The organism is Cyanobium sp. Candia 9D4 (assembly GCF_024346155.1).
Classification (GTDB): domain Bacteria; phylum Cyanobacteriota; class Cyanobacteriia; order PCC-6307; family Cyanobiaceae; genus Cyanobium; species Cyanobium minutissimum.
The window spans coordinates 141,434-162,172 of sequence record NZ_JAGQCK010000004.1; the positions used below are offsets into that span (position 1 = coordinate 141,434).

Genomic DNA, 20,739 nt, shown 5'->3' on the forward strand with positions numbered 1-20,739 from the left:
GGCAGCCAGGGCCTGTAGGACCCGCCCTTCCTACATCCGACAGGGGGCTTTCCCGGCGATCTTGGGCTCGCAGGCCGGGAAGCCCAATCAAAGCCAGGACACAGATCAGCGTGCCTTATGCAACATCCGATGCCGAACGGATCCGCAGCAGGCCCCAGCGGTCCTGTTCCACCCGCCCTTCCACACGCCAGCCCGCCGCCGCCAGATCCCGCTCCAGGCCTGGGGCCTGATCCACCAGCAGGCCGCTGAGCAGGCCCACGCCGCCGGGACTCAGCAGGTGCTCGAACCAGGGAATCAGGGCTTCGATCACCGGCGCCAGGATGTTGCACAGCAGCAGATCCGCCCGACGGCCGTCCAGCAGCGCCACCAGGGCCTCGGCCGACCCGGTGGTCACCGTGAGGCCGCGGGTGCCGTCCAGGCCGTTCAGGGCCGCGTTCTGTCGGGTCGCCCGCTCCGCCAGGGGGTCGGTGTCGGCGGCGGCCACGCTCGCCGCCCCCAGCCGCAGGGCGGCCAGGCCCAGGATGCCGCTGCCGCAGCCCAGATCGGCCACCCGCAGCCCCTCCAGGCCCGCCCCCAGCCCCGCCTGCTCCCGCTCACCGGCGAGGCCCTCCAGGCCCTCCAGGCAGAGGCGGGTGGTGGGGTGGCTGCCGGTGCCGAAGGCGCTGCCCGGATCGATGCGGATCACCAGCCGCCCGGCCTGCTCGGGCGGCACCTCCAGCCAGGCCGGCAGCACCAGCAGCCGCTCCCCCACCGGATCGGGCCGCCAGTGGCTCTTCCAGCTCAGGCTCCAGTCCTCATCGGCCTGGCGCTTCCATTGGATCGGCGGCAGCGGCAGGTCAAAGGGTTCCCCCAGCGGGGCCAGGGCCCTCTCCAGCTCCTGGCGCTGGTCGGCGGGCCAGTCGCTCTCCGGCAGCCAGGCCAGCAGCTGACGCTGCTGCGGCGCCTCTGGGGGGTGCTGGAGCGCCACCCGCGCCACCCCCAGGAGCGGCAGCTTCCAGAGCAGGGACTCCTCCAGTTCGGCCGGGGCGGCCATCTCCAGCCGCCACCAGACCAGGCCCATCAGAGGGTGACCGGGTGGGCGGCCTGGATGCCGTTGATGCCGTGGATCACCGCCAGCAGGCTGGGGGGGATCGGATCGTCGAGGCTCAGCACCATCACGGCGTCGCCCCGGACGATGCGGCGGCCCACCTGCATCGAGGCGATGTTGACGTTGTGCTCGCCAAGCAGGGAGCCCAGCTGGCCGATGATGCCGGGCATGTCCCGGTGGCGGGTGAAGAGCATGTGACGGCTGGGGGTCACGTTCACTGGGAATTCGTCGATGGTGGTGATGCGCAGTTCGCCGTCGGTGAACACCGCCCCGGTGACGCTGTGGTTGCCCCGCGGGCTGCGGGAGCTGAGCTGCAGCGACCCGCCGGCGAAGTCGCGGCTGGCGTCGTCCTTCACCTCAAGCACGTGGATGCCGCGCTCCTTGGCCTCCAGGGTGGCGTTGACGTAGTTGATGCTGTCGCCCAGGGCGGCCGAGAGGATGCCCTTGAGGGCCGCCACCACCAGGGGCTGGGCGGGGTGGGAGGCGAATTCACCCTGCAGCCGCACCTCCAGCTCGCTGATCTGGCCGCCGGCCAGCTGGCTGAGCAGCAGGCCCAGGGTTTCCGCCAGCTGCAGATGGGGCTTGAGCAGCTCCATCACCTCGGGGGTCAGGCCGGGGATGTTGACGGCGCTGCGGGCCGGAAGACCCAGGAGCACATCCCGGATCTGCTCGGCCACGTCGATGGCCACGTTCTCCTGGGCCTCCTCGGTGGAGGCGCCCAGGTGAGGGGTGAGGATCAGCCGTTCCTTGACCAGCCGCAGGGGGGAATCGGCCGCCAGCGGCTCCTTGGCGTAGACGTCGAGGGCGGCGCCGGCGATGACGCGGTTCTCGACCGCATCGGCCAGGGCCTGCTCGTCGATGATGCCGCCGCGGGCGCAGTTCACCAGGCGGGCGGTGGGCTTCATCGTGGCCAGCAGCGCCGCGTTGACCAGGTTCTCGGTGTCCGGGGTGCGGGGCAGGTGCAGGCTGACGTAGTCGGCTTCGGCGAACAGCTGGGGCAGGGGCAGCAGCCGCACCTGCAGCAGCTGGGCGCGCTCGGCGGAGATGAACGGGTCGTAGGCGGCCACGTCCATGCCCAGGGCCCGGGCGACGCGGGCCACATGGGAGCCGATCTTGCCGAGGCCCACCACGCCGAGGGTCTTCTTGTAGAGCTCGTTGCCCACGTAGGTCTTGCGGTCCCAGCCGCCGGCGATGGTGCTGGCGTGGGCGTGGGGCACGTGCCGCGACAGGGAGAGCATCAGCGCCAGGGCGTGCTCGGCGGCGGCGATCGTGTTGCCCTCCGGGGAATTGACGACGATCACGCCGCGGCGGGTGGCGGCGGGCACATCGACGTTGTCGACGCCCACACCGGCCCGGCCGATGATGCGCAGACGGCTTGCCGCCTCGATCACCTCGGCGGTCACCTGGGTGCCGGAGCGGATCATCAGCCCCTCGTAGTCACCGATGCACCCCACCAGCTGCTCCGGGCTCAGACCCGTGCGCACGTCCACCTGGGCGACCTGGGAGAGGATGTCGATCCCCGCCTGGTCGATGGGATCGGAGACCAGAACCTTCGTCATGTCCGGCAGCGGTGGGGAGGGCGGGGGGTGCGCCCCCAGGGGGGCAGGCCGGAGGTGCAGTGTAGAGAGCGGTGCGGAGAGGAGCCCATGTCCCTGAGTGTGGTGGTCGTGCTGGACGACCGTGACCGCCTGCATGCGTTGCGGGATCGCTTGCTGGCGCTGCAACCGGCCCCGACCCGCGTGCTGGCGATCGGCAGCGGTGAGGCGACCATGTCGGAGGTTGAGCGGCTGGATCCGGCCACGGCCCGGCGGCGGCGGCAACAGTCGATGGTCCGCTGGCTGCTGCCCTTCGGGTTCCTGGCCGGGCTCACCTTCACCCAGATCACGGATCTGCACACCTTCAGCTTCGCCGGCGCCTACGGCGAGCCCCTGATCGGCGGCCTGCTGGGCATGGGCTCCGGCTGGATGGGCAGCTTCGCCGCCGCCGCCAGCGTCAGTTCGGAGGAGGACGACCGCATCCGCATCCTGCGCAACCGGCTCGATGAGGGCTGCTGGCTGCTGCTGCTGGAGGCCCCCGTCGGCCGGGAGATCCCCTGGACCACCATCCAGCTGGCGCGACCGACGGCGGTCGTGCGGCTGGACGACACCTGAGGCCGGAGGGCCCATGCTTCCACGACGGGACCTGCTGGAGGGGAGTCGCCACCCGGAGACGCTCGGGGCGCTCTTCACCCTGGCGGAGACGGCCCTGCGCACCTGGGAGCCCCAGGTCAGCGGTTTTCTCGAGGCGGCGGTGCGGGAGGAGGCCGAGGACCGGCTCGGCACCCTCAGCGAGCTGAGCCTCGCCAGTGAGGGTGGCCACCCCGGCGCCGAGCGCCGCTGCCTGCTGCTGGCACGAACCGGACAGGAGCCGGCGGCCCCCGCCCTGCTGGGGCTGGAGATCAGCGGCAACTTCCTGTTCGATCCCGCCTCGGCGGCCGACATGGCCGAGGGGCTGGCCCGCTCCGGGGCCATGCCCCAGGAGCGGGGGGACCTGTGGCTGCGGGGCGATCGGGGCGCCCAGGCGATCGTCAGCGAGTCCCTGGCCCGGCGACTGGACGGCACCGAGGGCCTGGTGCGCACGGTGCCGGTGCGGTTCGAGGCCCGGCCCATCGAGGCGCTGCAGCTGCCGGCCCGCCGGTTGCCCCGCCAGCTCACGACGGTGGAGGCCTCCCTGCGGCTGGATGCCCTGGCGTCGGCCGGTTTCGGGCTGTCCCGCAACCGCATGGCCACCCTGATCCGGCAGGGGGCCGTCCGCCTCGACTGGAAGCTGGTCAGCAGCCCCAGCCAGCCCCTGGCGGTGGGGGCGCGGGTCCAGCTGGAGGGGCGGGGGGAGCTGGAGGTGCTGGCGATCGAACCCACCAAGCGGGAGCGCTTCCGGATCCGGCTGGAGCGCCATTGAGGGCCGGCCGGCGCAAGTTGACAGGAGGGAAGGCCGGCGAGTAGGAAAACCCTGGGTGAAAACCGGATCCTGATCGTCCTCCCGTTACAGTTCGCCTGTGACAGTCCGGCATCAGGTGAAGTTTTTGTCCCGGGGATGACCAGCCTTCTCGATCACCTGGGATGGTCAGGGTCATGAACCGGAATTGATTCGAAAGGATCTGAATTCGGTGCCACTTCGGTGATTCCGAGCTCGGGCGATTAGCTCAGAGGTAGAGCACTACCTTGACACGGTAGGAGTCACTGGTTCGATTCCAGTATCGCCCATAGATTGCGTCCATTGAAGATTGCTGAGGTCCTGCATCTGAATCCGGTTGGGTGCAGTGATCTCTTCACTGCTACCCTCACCCGATCCCGAACATGAGCCTGCCAGCGTGAGTCCCGCCGAGGCCGTTGCCCCTCCCTCCTGCACGGTGGTGGTGGGTCTGGGCCGGTCCGGTCTGGGGGCCGCCCGTCTGCTGCAGGCCCGTGGCGAGACGGTTGTGGTGATCGAAAGCGCTGACACGCCGGAGCACCGGGCCCTGGCGGATCAGCTGGAGAGCGAGGCCCTCGCGGTGCGGCTCGGCGTGCCCCTGAGCCTCGAGGCGTTCCAGGACCTGCCGCTGCCGCCGGCGGCCGTGGTGGTCAGCCCGGGCATCCCCTGGAACCACCCGGTGCTGGAAGCGCTCCGCACCCGGGGGGTGCAGGTGCAGGGGGAAATCGTGCCCGCCTGGCAGGCCAGCCGCGACGTGCCCTGGATCGGCATCACCGGCACCAACGGCAAGACCACCGTCACCTGCCTGGTGCAGCACCTGCTGCAGCAGGCCGGCCGGGACGCGCCCCTCTGCGGCAACGTCGGCATCTCCGCCGCCGAGGTGGTGCTGCAGCGGCGTCTGGAGCAGGGGCCCCGCCCGGACTGGCTGGTGGTGGAGCTGAGCAGTTACCAGATCGAGGCCGCCCCCGCCGTGGCGCCGGCGATCGGCGTCTGGACCACCCTCACCCCCGACCACCTGGAGCGCCACGGCACCCTGGCCGCCTACCGGGCCATCAAGCGGAGTCTGCTGGAGCGCTCCCGCGTCCGCATCCTCAACGCCGACGATCCCGACCTGCGCCACCACGCCGACAGCTGGGACCAGGCCGAGTGGATCACCGCCGGCCCCCGGGAGGCGCTGCCGGCGGGGCTTGATCCGGTGCTCTGGATCGACGGGGACGATCAGGTGCGGGGCCGCCAGGGCCCCCTGTTCCCGGCCTCCGCCCTGGCCATGCCCGGTGCCCACAACCGCCAGAACCTGCTGCTGGCCGTGGCGGTCGGGCTCCACGCCGGCCTGGAGCCGGCGGTGATGGAGGCCGCCTGCCGCTGTTTCCCCGGTGTCCCCCACCGGCTCGAACGCCTCCGCAGCCTCAAGGGCATCACCTGGTTCAACGACAGCAAGGCCACCAACTACGACGCCGCCGAGGTGGCCCTGCGGGCCCTGGAGGGTCCTTTGGTGGTGCTGGCCGGTGGCCAGTCGAAGCAGGGGGAGGCCGGGGCCTGGCTGGAGCAGCTGCGGCAGCGGGCCGCGGCGGTGGTGCTCTACGGCGCGGCACGGCAGGAGTTCGCCGGCCTGCTGGAGTCCAGTGGCTACGGCGGCGTGGTGAAGCAGGAGCAGGACCTGGAGGGTGCGGTGGCCCTTGCCGCGACGCTGGCCCCCGCCCTCGGCTGCCGGGGGGTGCTGCTCTCCCCGGCCTGTGCCAGCTTCGACCAGTACACCAGTTTCGAGGCCCGCGGCGACCACTTCCGCCGGCTGGTGCTGGCCCTCGACACCGACAGCTGAGGCGGACGCTCCATGGCCTGGTGGTTGATGAAGAGCGAGCCGGATGTCTACGGCATCCACCACCTGCAGGCGGAGGGCAGCACCCTCTGGGACGGCATCCGCAACTACCAGGCCCGCAACTTCATGCGCGCCATGCAGATCGGTGACCGCGCCTTCTTCTACCACTCCAACACCAGCCCCCCCGGCATCGTCGGCCTGATGGAGGTGATCGAGACGGGGCTGGTGGATCCCAGCCAGTTCGATGCCGCCTCCAAGTACTTCGACCCGGCCTCGAAGCCGGAGGCTCCGCGCTGGGACTGCGTCCGCCTCGCCTACCGCGCCACCTTTCCGGCGATGCTGAGCCTGGACGCCCTGCGGGAGCAGTTCAGTGTCGAGGACCTGGCGGTGGTGCGCCGGGGCAATCGCCTCTCGATCCTGCCGGTGAGCGACGCCAGTGCCGCCCGACTGTTCCGCCTGCTGGGGGTGGAGCCGGACGCCTGAGACCTGGACCTCCTGACGCGGGCCCGGCCTCAGGCCGCCGGCGCCGAGAAGGCCTGGTGGCCGGGAAACAGGTTGGCCAGGTAGCAGCGGGTCACCCCGCGGTTGCGGATCCCGTTCTGCACGAGAAACCCCGCCAGGGCAGCCTGGAACAGCCGGTACTGGTCCCAGTTGGGGTGCTGCTCGATGAACTCCCGCATGGCCTCCAGCAGCGGCGCGGGCACCTCCGCCCGCAGGCTCACCAGAGACTCGGCCCCATCCAGTGGCAGTGTTCTCGGGCGGGGCATCGCGGATGGCGGGCAGGGCGTGAGCCAGTTCTCCACACCCGAGGGGCCACGTCAAACGCCGCCGGCGGCGGCCCGGCGCCCCCCGTCCCAGCCTGAGACACCAGCCACCGCAGGGGCTTCGGGGCGTCCCCGGGGCCACTCCGGCCGCTCAGGAATGGTTGCCTTCCCCTGTCAAGCGGCGGCGGCGCCGCCAGCCGCTTCTCCCCATCCGGGGCCGCTGGCCAGCGGCGACCGCCGCCGGCCTGGGGAGAAACGGTGCAAAACCGGGGGGGCGGCTGGGGAATCCGCCAACGATCAACAATCCTGATCCCCGCCCCCTGGCTCAGCGGGTCTCAGGCGCTCCAGCGCGGTGATGAACGCCTCGCTGGCGGCGGCCCCCCAGCCCCCTTCGATGCCCCGGCCTCCCGGGCCGGGCGTGAGCACCAGCTGCAGCGTCCACCGGTGCCGGTCGCCGTCCAGGCCCAGCCACAGGCATCCGGCGTCACCGGCATCCCCGATCGGCAGCTCCACCTCCATGGCCACGGCCTCTTCGGCCATCAGGACATCGGCCATGGCCCGGTGCTGGGCGGTGAGCTGGGCGGCGGCCAGCTGCAGGGCGCGCAGTTCGGCGGCGGTCAGTTCACTGGCCCAGCCGTCGCCCCCGATCAGGGCGATGAAGGGAGCGCGGGCAGGATCCACGACCAGCCGCCAGCCCTGGCCCTCGCAGATTTCCACGGCGGCGTGGCGCGGACCCTCAGCCGGGCAGCAGGTCGGGTTGGTCCTGCTCGTCGCTGAGTTCGATGATGGCCCGCTGGACCGGCTTGATCATCGAGTCGTCGAGCAGGCCGTCGAAATCATCGAAGCGACGCTGCTTGGCCCGGAAAGCGATGCGAACGGTGGTCAGGTAACGGTTGGAGGAGTGACGGATAAGGCTCTCCCCCCGCTGGGCCAGTTCCTTGGCGTTGAGTTCGCTGCTCGGCATGCGGGCCTGATCATCAGTCTCAACACCCTAGATCAGCCCATCGGCCCGCCCCTTCCTGCCGGCACCGGCCTAGAAGGGGAGCCACCCATTGAGCCATGAGCGGAACCCTCACCATGAGCGGAACCCTCGCCATCGACCTGGGCAGCAGCACCACCGTGGTGGCCTGGCAGGACCGCCAGGGCCCCCCCGGCCTGCTGCCCCTGCCGCCCTACAGCTGTGGTGACCCCTGTGTGGTGCCCAGCCTGCTGTGGCTGGAGGCTCCCGACGCCGAACGGCCCCTGATCGGCCGGCAGGTGCTCGAGGCGGCCCTGGCCGATGGCGACCACCCCGGCCTGTGCCGGGACTTCAAGCGCCGGATCGGCGGGCCGGCGTCCGCCCCGCAGCCGGGCTGGCTCAGTGCCGAGCGGGCCGGTTCCCTGCTGCTCGAGGGCCTGTGGCGGGCCCTGCCGGCGGGGCTGGTGCCGGAGCGGCTGGTGCTCACCGCCCCGATCGAGACCTACCGCGGCTACCGGGCCTGGCTGGAGCGGGCCAGCCGCGGCCTGGCGGTGCCCGAGCTGGCGCTGGTGGACGAGCCCACCGCCGCCGCCATCGGCGCCGGCCTGCCCCCCGGCAGCCGGGTGCTGGTGGTGGACATGGGCGGCGGCACGATCGATCTCTCCCTGGTGGCCCTGGAGGGCGGTGAGGGGCGGGCGGCGCCGATCGCCCAGCTGCTGCGCTTCGCCGGCCGGGACCTGACCCGCAGCGGCCAGAGCCTGCGCTGCGCCCGGGTGATCGGCAAGGCGGGGGTGGCCCTGGGCGGGCGGGACATCGATCGCTGGATCGCGGCCCACCTCTGCCCGGAGGGGCCCGTCGACGGCGCCCTGCTCCAGCTCGCCGAACGGATCAAGTGCCAGCTCAGCGAGGCCCCCGAAGCCCGGCAGATCCAGCCGGCAACCGGTTCCTTCCGCGAGCTCACCCTGACCCGGCCCGTCTTCGAGCGGCTGCTGGAGGAACGCGGGCTGCCGCAGCTCCTGGACGGTCTGCTGGAGGCGGTCCTGGCGGCGGCCCGCCGGGAGGGGCTGGGGCTGGGGGACATCGACGCCGTGCTGCCGGTGGGGGGCAGCAGCAGGATTCCTTTGATCCGTCGTTGGCTCGAGCTCCGCTGCCCCGGCGTGCCCCTGCGGGGCGAGCGGCCGGTGGAGGCCGTGGCGCTGGGGGCCCTGGCCCTCACCCCCGGGGTCCGTGTCCGCGACGTGCTGGCCCGTGGCGTCTCCCTGCGCTGCTGGGACCGGCGCAGCGGGGCCCACCGCTGGCATCCCCTGTTCGTGGCCGGCCAGAGCTGGCCCACGGAGCAGCCCCTGGAGCTGGTGCTGGCCTGCAGCCAGGACGGCCAGGAGGAGCTGGAGCTGGTGCTGGGGGAGCCCCTGCCGGAGGAGCGGGCCGAAGTGGTCTTCGAGGCGGGGCTGCCGGTGCTGCGTGAGCGGCCGGCGGGGGCGGCCCCGGTGCGGCCCTGGTCAGCGCCGCCACTCACCATCCCCCTGCCCTCCCCGGGTCAGCGCGGCGTCGACCGGCTGCGGCTGCGCTTCTCCATCGATGCCCAGGCCCGGCTCCTGGTGGCGTGGGACGACCTGGAGGCCGCCGCCGACGGCGGCCGGAGCGAGCCGTGCCCCCTGGGTCCGGTGCGCTGAGTGCCCCGGGGACAGGGCCGTTGGCCGCCGACGGGGGTGGACGCCGACCAGGCTGCCCCCGCGACCGGGCGCCGGTCGCCGCCGTTGCATACAACGGTGGAGAACCGCGCTGTTTCTCCCCCCTTGGCCCTCCGCCGGCACAGACTCCCGCGCTTCTGGCTGGCCATCACCCTGGGTTCGGTCGCCGCCGCCATCGGCCTGGGCTACTGGTGGGAGCGCCAGTTGCCCGTGCGTCTGGAGCAGGCGTCCACCAGCGGCCGCCTCGATGACTGCCTCCGCTACAGCGAGCAGCTGGCGGCCCTCAGCTGGCTGCCCGGCCGCACCCCCTTCGATCGGGGCCGCTGCCTGCGGGCCAAGGCCGACCAGCTCTGGGGGCAGGAGGAGTGGGGCGAGGCCCTGCGGCTGCAGCGCCAGGTGATCAATTCCCGGGCCGGCACCCCCTCCGACCGCGAGCGGCTGGCGCGCTGGCAGCGCCAGCTGCGGACCCTGGCCCGCACCCGCTTCCAGGCCGGGGATCTGCAGGGTGCTCTGGCGGCCCTTGCCCCCCTGGGGGAGGAGCGCAAGGACGACGGCAGCGCCATGGGCGACGACCTGCAGGCGATCTGGAACCGCAACCGCTCCCAGCTGGAGCGGGCGACGCTGCTGGTGAAGCAGAAGCGCTGGTGGGAGGCCCTCGACAGCCTCAACCGCATCGACCATCCCTGGTGGCGACAGCAGAGTGAGCCCCTGCGGCAGGAGGTCAAGAAGGGCCTCGACCAGCTCCAGGGCAAGGACCGGGAGCACGACAGCCACGGTTCCCTGCCCCACACGGTGTCCGGGGAGAAGCTGGATGGCCTGGTGCAGCGCCGCATCGCCGCCGGCATGGACGAGTGGCAGGCCTTCCAGGAGGCCTGCAAGGAGCTGGGCGGACGGGTGGTGGAGGCCGGGCCGGAGAGCGCCTGCCAGCGCTGAGCCCCATGACAGGATGGCCGCGCAGAGCGTCCCGGTGGACATGCAGCCAGGTGATCAGGTCAGGGTGTGCCGCAGTGTGGTCGTCTACAACCACCCCCAGCATCGGGGTGAAGCCTTTGATATGGAAGGGCAGCAGGGCGAGGTGTTCAACGTGCTGAACGACTGGAAGGGTCGCCCCATCAGCCCGACCCTGCCTGTGGTGGTGGCCTTCGGCAAGTTCCGGGCCCATTTCCGCGAGGACGAGCTCGCCACCGTCTGAGAACGCCTCAGTCGCGCAGCAGGTAGACCCCCTCCTCGCCATCGATGGCCTGGAGGCACAGCTGGATCGTCTCGTGGCGGGCGGTGGGCACCACCCGGCCGCAGAAGTCCGGTTGAATCGGCAGTTCCCGGTGCCCCCGGTCGACCATCACCAGCAGCCCCACGCGGCGGGGACGGCCCCAGCCCTGCAGGGCCTCCAGGGCGGCCCGCACCGTGCGGCCGGTGAAGATGACGTCATCGACGAGCACCACCTGGCGCCCGTCCACCGGCACCGGCAGCTGGGTGGCCTCCACCAGGCGGGTGCCCACCCGCTCCAGGTCGTCGCGGTGGAAGGTGGGGTCGAGGCTGCCGTGGGCGATGGGATGGCCGCAGATCGCCTCCAGCCGCCCGGCCAGCACCCGGGCCAGGGCCACACCGCGGGTGGGGATGCCCAGCAGCACGAGGTCCTGGCTGTCGGCCACCGCCTCCAGCACCTGGGAGGCGAGCCTGTCGAGGGTGCGTCCCAGGTCCTGGGCGGAGAGCAGTTCCAGCCGGTCGGAGGAACCCGATGATGCGACCTGAGGTCTGGCCACAAAGCGTATGGCGTGTAACCAAAGCCTGACGCATCCACGCCGGAAGAAGGTGATCTTGAAGGGGGGCTGTAGGTTGGCGTGGCGTTGAAACGTGCACATTTTCTCGCTGGTGAAAGCAGCTCCCTCCCAGAAGCAGTCCGCTGGCGGCACCGGCGAACGCGTCCCCTGCGAGACGGCTGCCCCCGTCGCCCCCATGGTTCTGGCCATCCTTGATGGCTGGGGATACAGCCCGGAGGCCGATCACAACGCCGTGACGAAAGCGGACACCCCGGTGATGGATGCCCTCTGGCATGCCTATCCCCACACCCTGATCGAAGCCAGCGGCGCCGCCGTGGGCCTGCCGGATCACCAGATGGGCAATTCGGAGGTGGGACACCTCACCATCGGCTCCGGTCGGATCATCCGCCAGGAGCTGGTGCGGATCGGCCAGGCGGTGCGCAGCGGCTCGATCGCCGGCAACCAGGCCCTCAACGATCTGGGTGACACCCTGCTGGCCAGCGGCCGCCCCCTGCACCTGATCGGCCTCTGCTCCGATGGCGGCGTCCACAGCCATGTCGACCACCTGGGCGGTCTGCTGCGCTGGGCCGCCGGCCGCGGCCTCACCGATGTGCTGATCCATGTGGTCACCGATGGCCGCGACTCGGCCCCCCACGGGGGCCCGGGTTACTTGGCCCGGATCCAGGCGATGATCGACGAGGCCGGTGTGGGCCGCATCGCCACCCTCTGCGGCCGTTACTGGGCCATGGACCGCGACCAGCGATGGGAGCGGACCCAGAAGGCCTATCGCCTGCTGACCGAGCCATCCGAGATCTGCCCCTTCACGCCGGAGGAGGTGCTGCAGGGCTCCTATGCGGCGGGCATCACCGATGAATTCCTCGAGCCGGTGCGCCTCAGTGAGGGGCTGCTGGAGAGCGGTGATGGCCTGGTCTGCTTCAACTTCCGCCCCGACCGGGTGCGCCAGATCATCCGTGCTCTGGTCCTGCCGGAGTTCGACGGCTTCCCGCGGGAGTGGCTTGGCCCCCTCCATGTGGTCACTTTCACCCAGTACGAGCAGGGCCTGCCCGTGCGGGTGGCCTTCCCGCCCGAATCCCTCGACGGCCTTCTCGGCCAGGTGGTCTCCGAGCACGGCCTGCGCCAGTTCCGCACCGCCGAGACCGAGAAGTACCCGCACGTCACGTACTTCATGAACGGCGGCATCGAGCAGGCCTTTCCCGGTGAAGACCGCCACCTGGTGCCCTCCCCCCGGGTCGCCACCTATGACCAGGCGCCGGCGATGTCGGCGGAGAAGCTCACCGACAGCTGCATCGCCGCCATCGGCAAGGGGATCTACTCCCTGGTGGTGATCAACTACGCCAACCCCGACATGGTGGGCCACACCGGCCAGATGGAGGCCGCCACCGAAGCCATCGCCACGGTCGACCGCTGCGTGGGCCGGCTGGTGGAGGCCACCACCCGCATGGGCGGCAGCCTGCTGATCACCGCCGACCATGGCAACGCCGAGGTAATGCAGGGCCCCGATGGCCTCCCCTGGACCGCCCACACCACCAACCCGGTGCCGGTGATCCTGGTGGAGGGGGAGAAGCGCAAGCTGCCGGGCCATGGCAACGACGTCACCCTGCGGGAGCATGGCGGCCTGGCCGACATTGCCCCGACCCTGCTGGAGATCCTGGGCCTGCCCAAGCCCGCCCGCATGACCGGCACCTCCCTGGTGGTGCCCGCCTCCGTGCCCGCCGCCCGCATCCCCCAGACCCTCGGCGCCTGAGGCTGCAGGCCCGCGGCGGCTAAGCTGGATCAATGGTCAAGAACATCGTTTCATCGCTCTGGATGCTCAGCGGCGCCCTGCTGATCGTCAGCGTGCTGCTCCACAGCCCCAAGGGGGATGGCATGGGGGGCCTGGCCTCCAGTGGCGGCTCGATGTTCAGCAGCGCCCGCAGCGCCGAGAACACCCTCAACCGCATCACCTGGATCCTGCTCTCCCTGTTTCTGGGGCTGGCCGTGGTGCTGAGCGCCGGCTGGCTGGGCTGAACCGGATGGACCGCCGCAACTTTCTCTCCAGCCTGCTGGCCCGGGTGGGGGCCCCCCTGGCGGGACTGCTGCCTTTCCTGCCCGCCGACCGGGCTCTGGCTGCCGCCAAGGCCACCGATCCGGCCTGGCAGCTGAGCCCGGCGCAATGGCGGAAACGCCTGAGTCCGGCGGCCTATGCGGTGCTCCGCGATGAGGGCACCGAGCGCCCCTTCAGCAGTCCGCTCAACAACGAAAAGCGCAGCGGCACCTACGTGTGTGCCGGCTGCCGCCTGCCCCTGTTCTCCTCCAAGGCCAAGTTCGACTCCGGCACCGGCTGGCCCAGCTTCTGGCAACCCCTGCCCAACGCGGTGGCCACGAAAACCGACTTCAAGCTGATCCTGCCGCGTACCGAATACCACTGCCGCCGCTGTGGCGGCCACCAAGGCCACGTGTTCAACGACGGCCCCAAACCCACCGGCAAGCGTTACTGCAACAACGGCGTGGCCCTGGCCTTTGTGCCAGGCGGCTGAACCGCCTGCGGCGGCGGGGGCGTTGTGGGCGGCATGGCGAGTGGATCGTGGCCCAGCTGGGCGCCGATGCGCTCCCGGGCCAGCTGGCGGTACTCGAAGACGTGTTCGCCGGCCGCGCAGAGGCCCAGATAAAGGGCCAGCAGGCGGGGCTGCCGCTGGGCCATCTGCCCCAGCTGCCTCCAGAACTGGCCCCGGAGTTCCGGGCGGCGCAGGCCCTGGTGCCAGACCAGCAGGGCCAGAAGCCTGACGGCCCGGGCCGGCGGCACGTGCATCTGCTGAGCGCAGTGGGGATTGGGAGTGATGGCGAGACAGTGGCGCAGGCAGCGCTCCAGATAGGTGGCGGGCTCGTACATCCGCCAGAGGGCCCGCACGTACTCGCGGCCGATGTCCTGGGCCGGGCGGGAGGGCACGAAGTTCATCAGGGTGTTCTGGTCGCCGCAGAGAACATCGGCCTCCGGCACGAGCCGTCCCTCCTGCTCCAGCCGGGTCCAGAGTGCCGTGTTGGGCAGGGCCTGGAGGATGCCCAGCATCGGCTGGGGAATGGCCGTCTCGGCGACGAACGCCTCGATACGCTCTCCAGCACCTGATCGCTCCCCGTCGAAGCCGAGGATGAACCCGGCGTAGATGACCAGTCCCGCCGCATTGATGGTCCGGCAGGCTTCGGCGAGGGGATGGCGGGTGTTCTGCCGCTTGCGGGTGAGCTCCAGACTGTCCTGGTCGGGGGTCTCGATGCCCAGGAAGACCCCGAAGAAGCCGGCCCGGGCCATCAGATCGAGCAGCTCGGGCTGCTCGGCCAGATTCACCGAGGCTTCGGTCAGGAAGTTGAAGGGGTAGCGATGCTCCCGCATCCAGGGAATCAGATCGTTCAGCAGACGCTTGACGTTGTGTTGATTGCCGATGAAGTTGTCATCCACCATGAAGATGGATCCCCGCCAGCCCAGGTCGTAGAGGATTTGCAGTTCCCCCAGGATCTGGTGGTTCTCCTTGGTCCGCGGCTTGCGGCCGTAGAGGTTGATGATGTCGCAGAACTCGCAGTTGAACGGACAGCCGCGGGAGAACTGCACGGCCATCATCAGATAGGCGTCGCGTTGCAGCAGGTCGTAGCGGGGCCTGGGGCTGAGGCTGACATCCGGCTTCTCGAGGGCACGGAACACCCCGCAGGGTTCACCGCGCTCGAAGGCCGCCAGGAAGGCGGGAACGGTGATTTCACCCTCATCCAGGATCAGATAGTGGGCTCCTGATTGCAGCGCATGCTCCGGCAGGGAGGTGGGATAGGGCCCGCCGACCGCCACTTTTTTACCCATCGCCACCGCCAGGCGGATCAGATGGTGAAAGTCCTCGCGCTGCACCAGCATCGCCGAGACGATCACGAGGTCGCACCAGTGCCAGTCGTCCTCCGTCTCCTCGGCCACGTTCCTGTCGTGGAAGCGCAGATGCCAGTGCGGCGGCAGCAGGGAGGCCACCGTGAGGATCCCCAGTGGCGGGATGAAGGCCTTCACGCCGGCCATCTCCAGGAACCGGTCGAACGACCAGAAGGTTTTCGGGAAGTGGGGATAGAGGAGAAGGGCGTTCATCACAGCAGCGGCGGGATGGCGATGGCCCGGCCGCAGGTGCCGGTCTGGTCCTTCCCTTCGAACGTAGGCAGCTGGAGAGGAATCACGCTGCCGCCACACATTTCTTGCTTCCATTCACCCGCCGGTCGCTGGAGTGGAAGCGGGCCTCACTGGCGGCTTTGGCTGATGCGAATCTGCGCCGTCATTGCTGCAAGTTCACGGCGATCTTTCGTCTCCTTGGAATTTTGATCAGCTCTGCGATGGACGCGAAGGCACAAAAAAGCGCCCCCGCAGGGGCGCTTGGAACTGAAAGCGAAGGAGTGGAGATCCGACGCTGACCGCAGGGCGATCAGTAGTCGAAGTCGCCGCCCATGCCGCCGCCGCCACCGGCGGGAGCTGCTTCCTTCTTCTCGGGCAGGTCGGCCACGATGCACTCGGTGGTGAGCACCATGCCGGCGATCGAGGCGGCGTTCTGCAGGCCGGAGCGGGTCACCTTGGCGGGATCGACGATGCCGGCGGCCAGCATGTCGACGTACTCGCCGGTGGCGGCGTTGTAGCCCTCGTTGAAGGGCTTGTTGCGCACGTGCTCGGCGACGACGGCGCCGTTGACACCGGCGTTCTCTGCGATCCGCTTGAGCGGGGCGGTGAGGGACGAGGCCACGATGGTGGCGCCGATCAGCTCCTCGCCGGAGAGGTTGGCGGCCGCCCACTCCTCGAGGGCCGGGGCCAGGTGGGCCAGGGTGGTGCCACCGCCGGGGACGATGCCTTCCTCAACGGCCGCCTTGGTGGCGTTGATGGCATCTTCCAGGCGCAGCTTCTTGTCCTTCATCTCGGTCTCGGTGGCAGCACCCACCTTGACCACGGCCACACCGCCGCTCAGCTTGGCCAGACGCTCCTGCAGCTTCTCCTTGTCGTAGGAGGAGTCGGTTTCGTCCATCTGCTTGCGGATCTGCTCGCAGCGGGCCTTGACCGCCGCCTCGTTGCCTTCGGCGACGATGGTGGTGGTGTCCTTGTTGATGGTGATGCGGCGGGCGGTGCCCAGCATCTCCAGCTTGGTGTTCTCCAGCTTGAGGCCGGCGTCCTCGGTGATCAGCTGACCGTTGGTGAGAACGGCGATGTCCTCGAGCATGGCCTTGCGGCGGTCACCGAAGCCGGGAGCCTTGACGGCGGCGACGTTCAGGACGCCACGCAGACGGTTCACCACCAGTGTGGCGAGGGCTTCCTTCTCGATGTCCTCGGCGATGATCAGCAGGGGCTTGCCGGTGCGGGCGATCTGCTCGAGCACGGGCACCAGGTCCTGGACGAGACCGATCTTCTTGTCGGTCAGCAGGATGTAGGGCTCGTCGAGCACCGCTTCCATCCGCTCGGTGTCGGTGGCGAAGTAGGGCGAGATGTAGCCCTTGTCGAAGCGCATGCCTTCGGTGACCTCCAGTTCGGTGGTCATCGACTTGCCTTCCTCGAGGGAGATCACACCCTCCTTGCCCACCTTGTCCATGGCGTCCGCGATCATGCGGCCGACTTCTTCGTCGTTGCCGGCGGAGATGGTGCCCACCTGGGCGATGGCGTTGGAGTCGGAGATCGGCTTGGCGTGCTCCTCGATCTTGCCGACGAGGAACTCGGTGGCCTTGTCGATGCCCTTCTTGAGGGTGATGGCGTTGGCGCCGGCGGCCACGTTGCGCAGACCCGCCTTGACCATGGCGTGGGCCAGGACGGTGGCGGTGGTGGTGCCGTCACCGGCGGCGTCGTTGGTCTTGCTGGCGGCCTGACGGATCAGGGCCACACCGGTGTTCTCGATGTGGTCCTCCAGTTCGATCTCCTTGGCGATCGTGACGCCGTCGTTGATGATCTGGGGAGCGCCGAATTTCTTCTCCAGCACCACGTTGCGGCCCTTGGGGCCGAGGGTGACGGCCACGGCTTCGGCAAGGATGTCGATGCCGCGTTCGAGCGCCCGGCGGGCTTGCTCGTTATAGATGATGCGCTTGGCCATGGAAGAAAAAAGATTGCTTGGTTGAAGGTGATGCCGACGGAAACGCCGTCAGATCAGTTGACGACGGCCAGGATGTCCTTCTCGGACAGAAGCACGTACTCGTCGGTGCCGAGCTTGATGTCGGTGCCGGCGTACTTGCTGTAGAGCACCTTGTCGCCGACGCCCACCTCAGGAGCCTGACGGGAGCCGTCGTCGTTGCGCTTGCCGGGGCCGATCTGGACCACTTCACCCACCTGGGGCTTTTCCTTGGCGGTGTCGGGCAGAAGGATGCCACCGGCGGTTTTCTCCTCCGATTCGGACACCTTGATGAAGACGCGATCTCCGAGGGGTTTGACCGTGGAGACGCTGAGGGAAACGGCAGCCATGAAATGACGCGAAGAATGGTTGCGAAGACAGCGACGAGGGATCGGCCGGGGCCGGAGCGTCGCTGGGGTGGGGCGAGTTGGCACTCGCGCCCTTCGACTGCCAACCTAGGCGGCACCCCGGCTCTGACGCCATCCCCGGGCTGTGCGGGTGACCGAACCGCAGACCGTCAGGCCCCCTGCGGTGGTAAGGTTGCGCCGCTTCAGACGGGTGCAGGATCCCGCTGGCACCCCTCCTTCCTTCCTTACCTATGGCTGCTGCCGCTCCCGCCGTCCCTGGTACCAAAGGCACCGTGCGCCAGGTGATCGGCCCGGTCCTCGACGTGGAATTTCCTGCGGGCAAGCTGCCCAAGATCTTCAACGCCCTCCGTATCGAGGGCACCAACTCCGCCGGCCAGCAGGTGGCCCTCACCGCCGAAGTGCAGCAGCTGCTGGGCGACCACCGGGTCCGCGCCGTGGCCATGAGCAGCACCGACGGCCTGGTGCGCGGCATGAGCGCCCTCGACACCGGCGCCCCCATCTCCGTCCCCGTGGGTGAGGCCACCCTGGGCCGCATCTTCAACGTCCTCGGTGAGCCCGTCGACGAGCAGGGTCCGGTCACCAGCACCATGACCGCTCCGATCCACCGCCAGGCTCCCAAGCTCACCGAGCTGGAGACCAAGCCCCGGGTCTTCGAGACCGGCATCAAGGTGATCGATCTGCTGGCCCCCTACCGCCAGGGCGGCAAGGTGGGCCTGTTCGGTGGCGCCGGCGTCGGCAAGACCGTGCTGATCCAGGAGCTGATCAACAACATCGCCAAGGAGCACGGCGGCGTCTCCGTGTTCGGTGGCGTGGGTGAGCGCACCCGTGAGGGCAACGACCTCTACGAGGAGTTCAAGGAGTCGGGCGTGATCAACGCCGACGACCTCTCCAAGTCGAAGGTGGCCCTCTGCTACGGCCAGATGAACGAGCCCCCCGGCGCCCGCATGCGGGTGGGCCTGTCGGCGCTCACGATGGCCGAGCACTTCCGCGACGTGAACAAGCAGGACGTGCTGCTGTTCATCGACAACATCTTCCGCTTCGTCCAGGCTGGCTCCGAGGTGAGCGCCCTGCTGGGCCGCATGCCGTCGGCCGTGGGCTACCAGCCCACCCTCGGCACCGACGTGGGTGAGCTGCAGGAGCGCATCACCTCCACCCTGGAGGGTTCGATCACTTCGATCCAGGCCGTCTACGTCCCCGCCGACGACCTCACCGACCCGGCGCCCGCCACCACCTTCGCCCACCTCGACGCCACCACCGTGCTGAGCCGCGGCCTGGCCTCCAAGGGCATCTACCCGGCGGTCGATCCCCTCGATTCCACCAGCACCATGCTCCAGCCCGCCGTCGTGGGCGACGAGCACTACCGCACCGCCCGGGCTGTGCAGTCCACCCTGCAGCGCTACAAGGAGCTGCAGGACATCATCGCGATCCTGGGTCTGGACGAACTCTCCGAGGACGACCGCCGCACGGTGGACCGGGCCCGCAAGATCGAGAAGTTCCTCTCCCAGCCGTTCTTCGTGGCCGAGATCTTCACCGGCCAGTCCGGTGAGTACGTGAAGCTCGAAGACACCATCAAGGGCTTCAACATGATCCTGGCCGGTGAACTCGACGACCTGCCGGAAGCCGCCTTCTACCTGGTGGGCAACATCGATCAGGTGAAGGCCAAGGCCGCCAAGATCCTCGCCGACGCCAAGTCCTGATCCGGGAAACCCCATGACCCTCACCCTGCGTGTCCTCGCCCCCGATCAGAGCGTCTTCGACGGCACCGCCGACGAAGTGATCCTCCCCGGCACCACCGGCCAGCTCGGCATCCTCACCGGCCACGTCTCCATGCTCACCGCCCTCGACAGCGGCGTGCTGCGGGTGCGGGAGGGTGCCAACTGGCAGTCGATCGCCCTGATGGGGGGCTTCGCCGAGGTGGTGGCCAATGAGGTCACCGTGCTCGTCAACGGCGCCGAGCTGGGCAGCAGCATCAATGCCGCCGCCGCCCAGACCGATTTCGAGGCGGCCCAGCAGGCCGCGGCGGCGCTGGAAGGCTCCGATCCCAGCCCCGAGAAGGTGAAGGCCCAGCAGGCCCTGGCCCGCGCCCGCGCCCGTCTCCAGGCCAGCAAGGGCGCCTGATCGCGCCCCTGCGGACCGGGACGCCGCGGCCATGGGCAAGGGTCGGGAGCTGGGTCTGCAGCTGCGGGAGTGGATCGCCACCGGTTCCGTCAGCCTGGACAACCCCCAGGCCCTGGCCAACCGACTGATCGACGCCCTCGGGGCGGAGGAGGCCTTGCGTGGTCCCGTGCGGGACCTGGCCACCCAGCCCCTGCTGCAGCGGGTGCTGCAGCTCCAGGGTGGACCCCAGCGCAGCGCCGTCGCCGCCCTCAGCAGCCATCTGGCCGGGATCTATGCGCCTGGTGTGCTGGCCGAACTGCTCGACCTGCTCGAAGCCTGCTCCGGCGTGGCCCCCTCCAGGCCCGGCTCCGCTGCGGCTGGCACCGGTTCCCCGGCCGCCGCCATTCCCCTCCCCCTGGGCCGGCTGGAGGCCCTGCGCCCCCTCGGCCCGGGGCTGGCCCTGGCCGCCGCCTCGGCCCCGGTGCTGTTCTGGGCCGGCGGCGAGCTGGAGACGTGGTTCTTCGATCCCTGGGGCTGGGGCAGCGGCCCGGTGCTGGTGGTGGCCCTGGCCCTGATCCAGGCCCTGGCCCTGGGCCCCCTCAAGGGACTGCGCCGCCGCTGGCCCCTGACCCTCGAGGCCACCGGGGACCCCCACCGCGCCTGGTGCTGGATCACGGCCCCCTGGATCCACGCCGCCAACGGCGAGGCCCTGCTCAACCTGGGGATGCTGGTGATCGTGCTGGGCGGCACGCCGCTGCCGCTCTCCTCCCTGCTGCTGCGCTTCGCGCTCACCGCCCTGGCCACCACGGCGCCGGCGGTGCTGGTGGCCCGCCGGGCCCGGGTGCTGCGGCAGTGGGACGGCGCCTCCGGGCCCATCGCCGCCCTCATCGCCCTGGCCTGCAGCCTCAGCCTGCTGCACTGGAAGGTGCATCCCTTCCCGGTCGGTGAGGTCGACTTTCCGGCCTGGGTGCTGCTGGTGGTGTACGGGGCCCTGCAGCTGGGCTGGCAGCTGCCCCGCCGCGATCCCCAGGACACCAGCACCCCCCTCGCCCGGCTCCTGAGCAGCCCCTGGTGCTGGGGGACCCTGGCCGGCATCGCCTGGGCGCTGGTCACCCGTGCCCAGGAACTGGGCCGGGGCCTGGGCTGGCTCGGCTGAG

Annotated in this window: 22 protein-coding genes and 1 tRNA gene; 14 read left to right on the forward strand and 9 right to left on the reverse strand. The window is 70.1% G+C overall.

Translation table 11 applies throughout. The features are described 5' to 3' along the window. Positions 1 to 115: 115 nt before the first annotated feature. A complete protein-coding gene (locus tag KBZ08_RS10930) occupies positions 116 to 1,060 on the reverse strand; it encodes a 50S ribosomal protein L11 methyltransferase (RefSeq protein ID WP_254972920.1) in 945 nt (314 codons plus the stop codon). Continuing rightward, positions 1,060 to 2,646: a phosphoglycerate dehydrogenase gene (gene serA, locus KBZ08_RS10935; protein ID WP_106220350.1), complete on the reverse strand. Its 1,587-nt coding sequence runs from the start codon at positions 2,644 to 2,646 to the stop codon at positions 1,060 to 1,062. The genes KBZ08_RS10930 and serA overlap by 1 nt, the downstream gene beginning before the upstream one ends. 87 nt (positions 2,647 to 2,733) lie before the next feature. Here serA and KBZ08_RS10940 point away from each other — a divergent pair, with 87 nt between their 5' ends. From KBZ08_RS10940 to KBZ08_RS10960, 5 genes are all read left to right on the forward strand, one after another. Then, complete coding sequence (locus tag KBZ08_RS10940) at positions 2,734 to 3,237, forward strand: hypothetical protein (protein ID WP_254972922.1); 504 nt, start codon at positions 2,734 to 2,736, stop codon at positions 3,235 to 3,237. Between the two features lie 13 nt (positions 3,238 to 3,250). Further along, positions 3,251 to 4,024, forward strand: coding sequence for a photosystem II S4 domain protein (locus KBZ08_RS10945; protein WP_106220352.1), 774 nt, complete (start codon positions 3,251 to 3,253; stop codon positions 4,022 to 4,024). A 233-nt stretch (positions 4,025 to 4,257) separates the two neighbouring features. Further along, positions 4,258 to 4,329: transfer RNA gene (locus KBZ08_RS10950), tRNA-Val, on the forward strand. A 107-nt stretch (positions 4,330 to 4,436) separates the two neighbouring features. Beyond that, complete coding sequence (gene murD, locus KBZ08_RS10955; RefSeq protein ID WP_254972923.1) at positions 4,437 to 5,855, forward strand: UDP-N-acetylmuramoyl-L-alanine--D-glutamate ligase; 1,419 nt, start codon at positions 4,437 to 4,439, stop codon at positions 5,853 to 5,855. A 12-nt stretch (positions 5,856 to 5,867) separates the two neighbouring features. After that, positions 5,868 to 6,335, forward strand: a complete 468-nt coding sequence (locus KBZ08_RS10960; protein WP_106220354.1) for an EVE domain-containing protein — start codon at positions 5,868 to 5,870, stop codon at positions 6,333 to 6,335. A 29-nt stretch (positions 6,336 to 6,364) separates the two neighbouring features. On the opposite strand, the gene KBZ08_RS10965 is transcribed toward KBZ08_RS10960, so the two are convergent. The 3 genes from KBZ08_RS10965 to KBZ08_RS10975 form a co-directional block, all read right to left on the reverse strand. Then, positions 6,365 to 6,619: a DUF2811 domain-containing protein gene (locus tag KBZ08_RS10965; protein ID WP_015110655.1), complete on the reverse strand. Its 255-nt coding sequence runs from the start codon at positions 6,617 to 6,619 to the stop codon at positions 6,365 to 6,367. A 294-nt stretch (positions 6,620 to 6,913) separates the two neighbouring features. Further along, complete coding sequence (locus tag KBZ08_RS10970) at positions 6,914 to 7,333, reverse strand: DUF1818 family protein (RefSeq protein WP_254972926.1); 420 nt, start codon at positions 7,331 to 7,333, stop codon at positions 6,914 to 6,916. A gap of 19 nt (positions 7,334 to 7,352) precedes the next feature. Continuing rightward, positions 7,353 to 7,580: a DNA-directed RNA polymerase subunit omega gene (locus KBZ08_RS10975; RefSeq protein WP_015110657.1), complete on the reverse strand. Its 228-nt coding sequence runs from the start codon at positions 7,578 to 7,580 to the stop codon at positions 7,353 to 7,355. A 113-nt stretch (positions 7,581 to 7,693) separates the two neighbouring features. Here KBZ08_RS10975 and KBZ08_RS10980 point away from each other — a divergent pair, with 113 nt between their 5' ends. The 3 genes from KBZ08_RS10980 to KBZ08_RS10990 all read left to right on the forward strand — a co-directional run bounded on the left by KBZ08_RS10980 (position 7,694) and on the right by KBZ08_RS10990 (position 10,457). Further along, positions 7,694 to 9,247, forward strand: coding sequence for an Hsp70 family protein (locus KBZ08_RS10980; RefSeq protein WP_106220502.1), 1,554 nt, complete (start codon positions 7,694 to 7,696; stop codon positions 9,245 to 9,247). A gap of 123 nt (positions 9,248 to 9,370) precedes the next feature. Further along, entirely contained in the window at positions 9,371 to 10,198 is an 828-nt protein-coding gene (locus KBZ08_RS10985; RefSeq protein WP_106220356.1) for a hypothetical protein, read from the forward strand. A gap of 40 nt (positions 10,199 to 10,238) precedes the next feature. Next, positions 10,239 to 10,457, forward strand: a complete 219-nt coding sequence (locus tag KBZ08_RS10990) for a ferredoxin-thioredoxin reductase variable chain (RefSeq protein ID WP_106220503.1) — start codon at positions 10,239 to 10,241, stop codon at positions 10,455 to 10,457. A 7-nt stretch (positions 10,458 to 10,464) separates the two neighbouring features. Here KBZ08_RS10990 and pyrR read toward each other — a convergent pair whose 3' ends face one another. After that, entirely contained in the window at positions 10,465 to 11,028 is a 564-nt protein-coding gene (gene pyrR / locus KBZ08_RS10995) for a bifunctional pyr operon transcriptional regulator/uracil phosphoribosyltransferase PyrR (protein WP_106220357.1), read from the reverse strand. Positions 11,029 to 11,221: 193 nt separating this feature from the next. On the opposite strand from pyrR, the gene gpmI reads away from it, so the two are divergent. From gpmI to msrB, 3 genes are read left to right on the forward strand one after another with little or no spacing between them, the layout of a single operon-like run. Further along, positions 11,222 to 12,790 carry a 2,3-bisphosphoglycerate-independent phosphoglycerate mutase gene (gene gpmI / locus KBZ08_RS11000; RefSeq protein ID WP_254972928.1) on the forward strand — a complete coding sequence of 523 codons (1,569 nt, stop codon included), beginning with the start codon at positions 11,222 to 11,224 and terminating at the stop codon, positions 12,788 to 12,790. 32 nt (positions 12,791 to 12,822) lie between these two features. Continuing rightward, on the forward strand, positions 12,823 to 13,053 hold the full coding sequence (secG, locus tag KBZ08_RS11005; protein WP_254972929.1) for a preprotein translocase subunit SecG: 231 nt from the start codon (positions 12,823 to 12,825) through the stop codon (positions 13,051 to 13,053). A 5-nt stretch (positions 13,054 to 13,058) separates the two neighbouring features. After that, entirely contained in the window at positions 13,059 to 13,562 is a 504-nt protein-coding gene (msrB, locus tag KBZ08_RS11010; protein ID WP_254972930.1) for a peptide-methionine (R)-S-oxide reductase MsrB, read from the forward strand. On the opposite strand, the gene KBZ08_RS11015 is transcribed toward msrB, so the two are convergent. From KBZ08_RS11015 to groES, 3 genes are all read right to left on the reverse strand, one after another. Beyond that, a complete protein-coding gene (locus tag KBZ08_RS11015) occupies positions 13,517 to 15,136 on the reverse strand; it encodes a B12-binding domain-containing radical SAM protein (RefSeq protein WP_254972931.1) in 1,620 nt (539 codons plus the stop codon). The two genes, msrB and KBZ08_RS11015, sit on opposite strands and share 46 nt — an antisense overlap. A 328-nt stretch (positions 15,137 to 15,464) precedes the next feature. After that, complete coding sequence (groL, locus tag KBZ08_RS11020; RefSeq protein WP_015110666.1) at positions 15,465 to 17,102, reverse strand: chaperonin GroEL; 1,638 nt, start codon at positions 17,100 to 17,102, stop codon at positions 15,465 to 15,467. Positions 17,103 to 17,155: 53 nt separating this feature from the next. Continuing rightward, on the reverse strand, positions 17,156 to 17,467 hold the full coding sequence (gene groES / locus KBZ08_RS11025) for a co-chaperone GroES (RefSeq protein WP_015110667.1): 312 nt from the start codon (positions 17,465 to 17,467) through the stop codon (positions 17,156 to 17,158). A gap of 248 nt (positions 17,468 to 17,715) precedes the next feature. Here groES and atpD point away from each other — a divergent pair, with 248 nt between their 5' ends. From atpD to KBZ08_RS11040, 3 genes are read left to right on the forward strand one after another with little or no spacing between them, the layout of a single operon-like run. Next, complete coding sequence (gene atpD, locus KBZ08_RS11030; protein ID WP_106220361.1) at positions 17,716 to 19,182, forward strand: F0F1 ATP synthase subunit beta; 1,467 nt, start codon at positions 17,716 to 17,718, stop codon at positions 19,180 to 19,182. A 13-nt stretch (positions 19,183 to 19,195) separates the two neighbouring features. Beyond that, the gene (gene atpC / locus KBZ08_RS11035) at positions 19,196 to 19,603 is read left to right on the forward strand and encodes an ATP synthase F1 subunit epsilon (protein WP_106220362.1); all 408 of its coding nucleotides are present in this window, start codon (positions 19,196 to 19,198) and stop codon (positions 19,601 to 19,603) included. A gap of 31 nt (positions 19,604 to 19,634) precedes the next feature. Next, entirely contained in the window at positions 19,635 to 20,738 is a 1,104-nt protein-coding gene (locus KBZ08_RS11040) for a rhomboid family intramembrane serine protease (RefSeq protein ID WP_106220363.1), read from the forward strand. Position 20,739 lies beyond the last annotated feature (1 nt).

Bases quoted from the DNA above. Each gene is read 5' to 3' on its own strand.
- KBZ08_RS10930 (WP_254972920.1), bottom strand. From the start codon at position 1,060: ATGGGCCTGGTCTGGTGGCGGCTGGAGATGGCCGCCCCGGCCGAACTG.
- serA (WP_106220350.1), bottom strand. From the start codon at position 2,646: ATGACGAAGGTTCTGGTCTCCGATCCCATCGACCAGGCGGGGATCGAC.
- KBZ08_RS10940 (WP_254972922.1), top strand. From the start codon at position 2,734: ATGTCCCTGAGTGTGGTGGTCGTGCTGGACGACCGTGACCGCCTGCAT.
- KBZ08_RS10945 (WP_106220352.1), top strand. From the start codon at position 3,251: ATGCTTCCACGACGGGACCTGCTGGAGGGGAGTCGCCACCCGGAGACG.
- KBZ08_RS10960 (WP_106220354.1), top strand. From the start codon at position 5,868: ATGGCCTGGTGGTTGATGAAGAGCGAGCCGGATGTCTACGGCATCCAC.
- KBZ08_RS10965 (WP_015110655.1), bottom strand. From the start codon at position 6,619: ATGCCCCGCCCGAGAACACTGCCACTGGATGGGGCCGAGTCTCTGGTG.
- KBZ08_RS10975 (WP_015110657.1), bottom strand. From the start codon at position 7,580: ATGCCGAGCAGCGAACTCAACGCCAAGGAACTGGCCCAGCGGGGGGAG.
- KBZ08_RS10980 (WP_106220502.1), top strand. From the start codon at position 7,694: ATGAGCGGAACCCTCGCCATCGACCTGGGCAGCAGCACCACCGTGGTG.
- KBZ08_RS10990 (WP_106220503.1), top strand. From the start codon at position 10,239: ATGCAGCCAGGTGATCAGGTCAGGGTGTGCCGCAGTGTGGTCGTCTAC.
- gpmI (WP_254972928.1), top strand. From the start codon at position 11,222: ATGGTTCTGGCCATCCTTGATGGCTGGGGATACAGCCCGGAGGCCGAT.
- secG (WP_254972929.1), top strand. From the start codon at position 12,823: ATGGTCAAGAACATCGTTTCATCGCTCTGGATGCTCAGCGGCGCCCTG.
- msrB (WP_254972930.1), top strand. From the start codon at position 13,059: ATGGACCGCCGCAACTTTCTCTCCAGCCTGCTGGCCCGGGTGGGGGCC.
- KBZ08_RS11015 (WP_254972931.1), bottom strand. From the start codon at position 15,136: ATGAACGCCCTTCTCCTCTATCCCCACTTCCCGAAAACCTTCTGGTCG.
- groL (WP_015110666.1), bottom strand. From the start codon at position 17,102: ATGGCCAAGCGCATCATCTATAACGAGCAAGCCCGCCGGGCGCTCGAA.
- groES (WP_015110667.1), bottom strand. From the start codon at position 17,467: ATGGCTGCCGTTTCCCTCAGCGTCTCCACGGTCAAACCCCTCGGAGAT.
- atpD (WP_106220361.1), top strand. From the start codon at position 17,716: ATGGCTGCTGCCGCTCCCGCCGTCCCTGGTACCAAAGGCACCGTGCGC.
- atpC (WP_106220362.1), top strand. From the start codon at position 19,196: ATGACCCTCACCCTGCGTGTCCTCGCCCCCGATCAGAGCGTCTTCGAC.
- KBZ08_RS11040 (WP_106220363.1), top strand. From the start codon at position 19,635: ATGGGCAAGGGTCGGGAGCTGGGTCTGCAGCTGCGGGAGTGGATCGCC.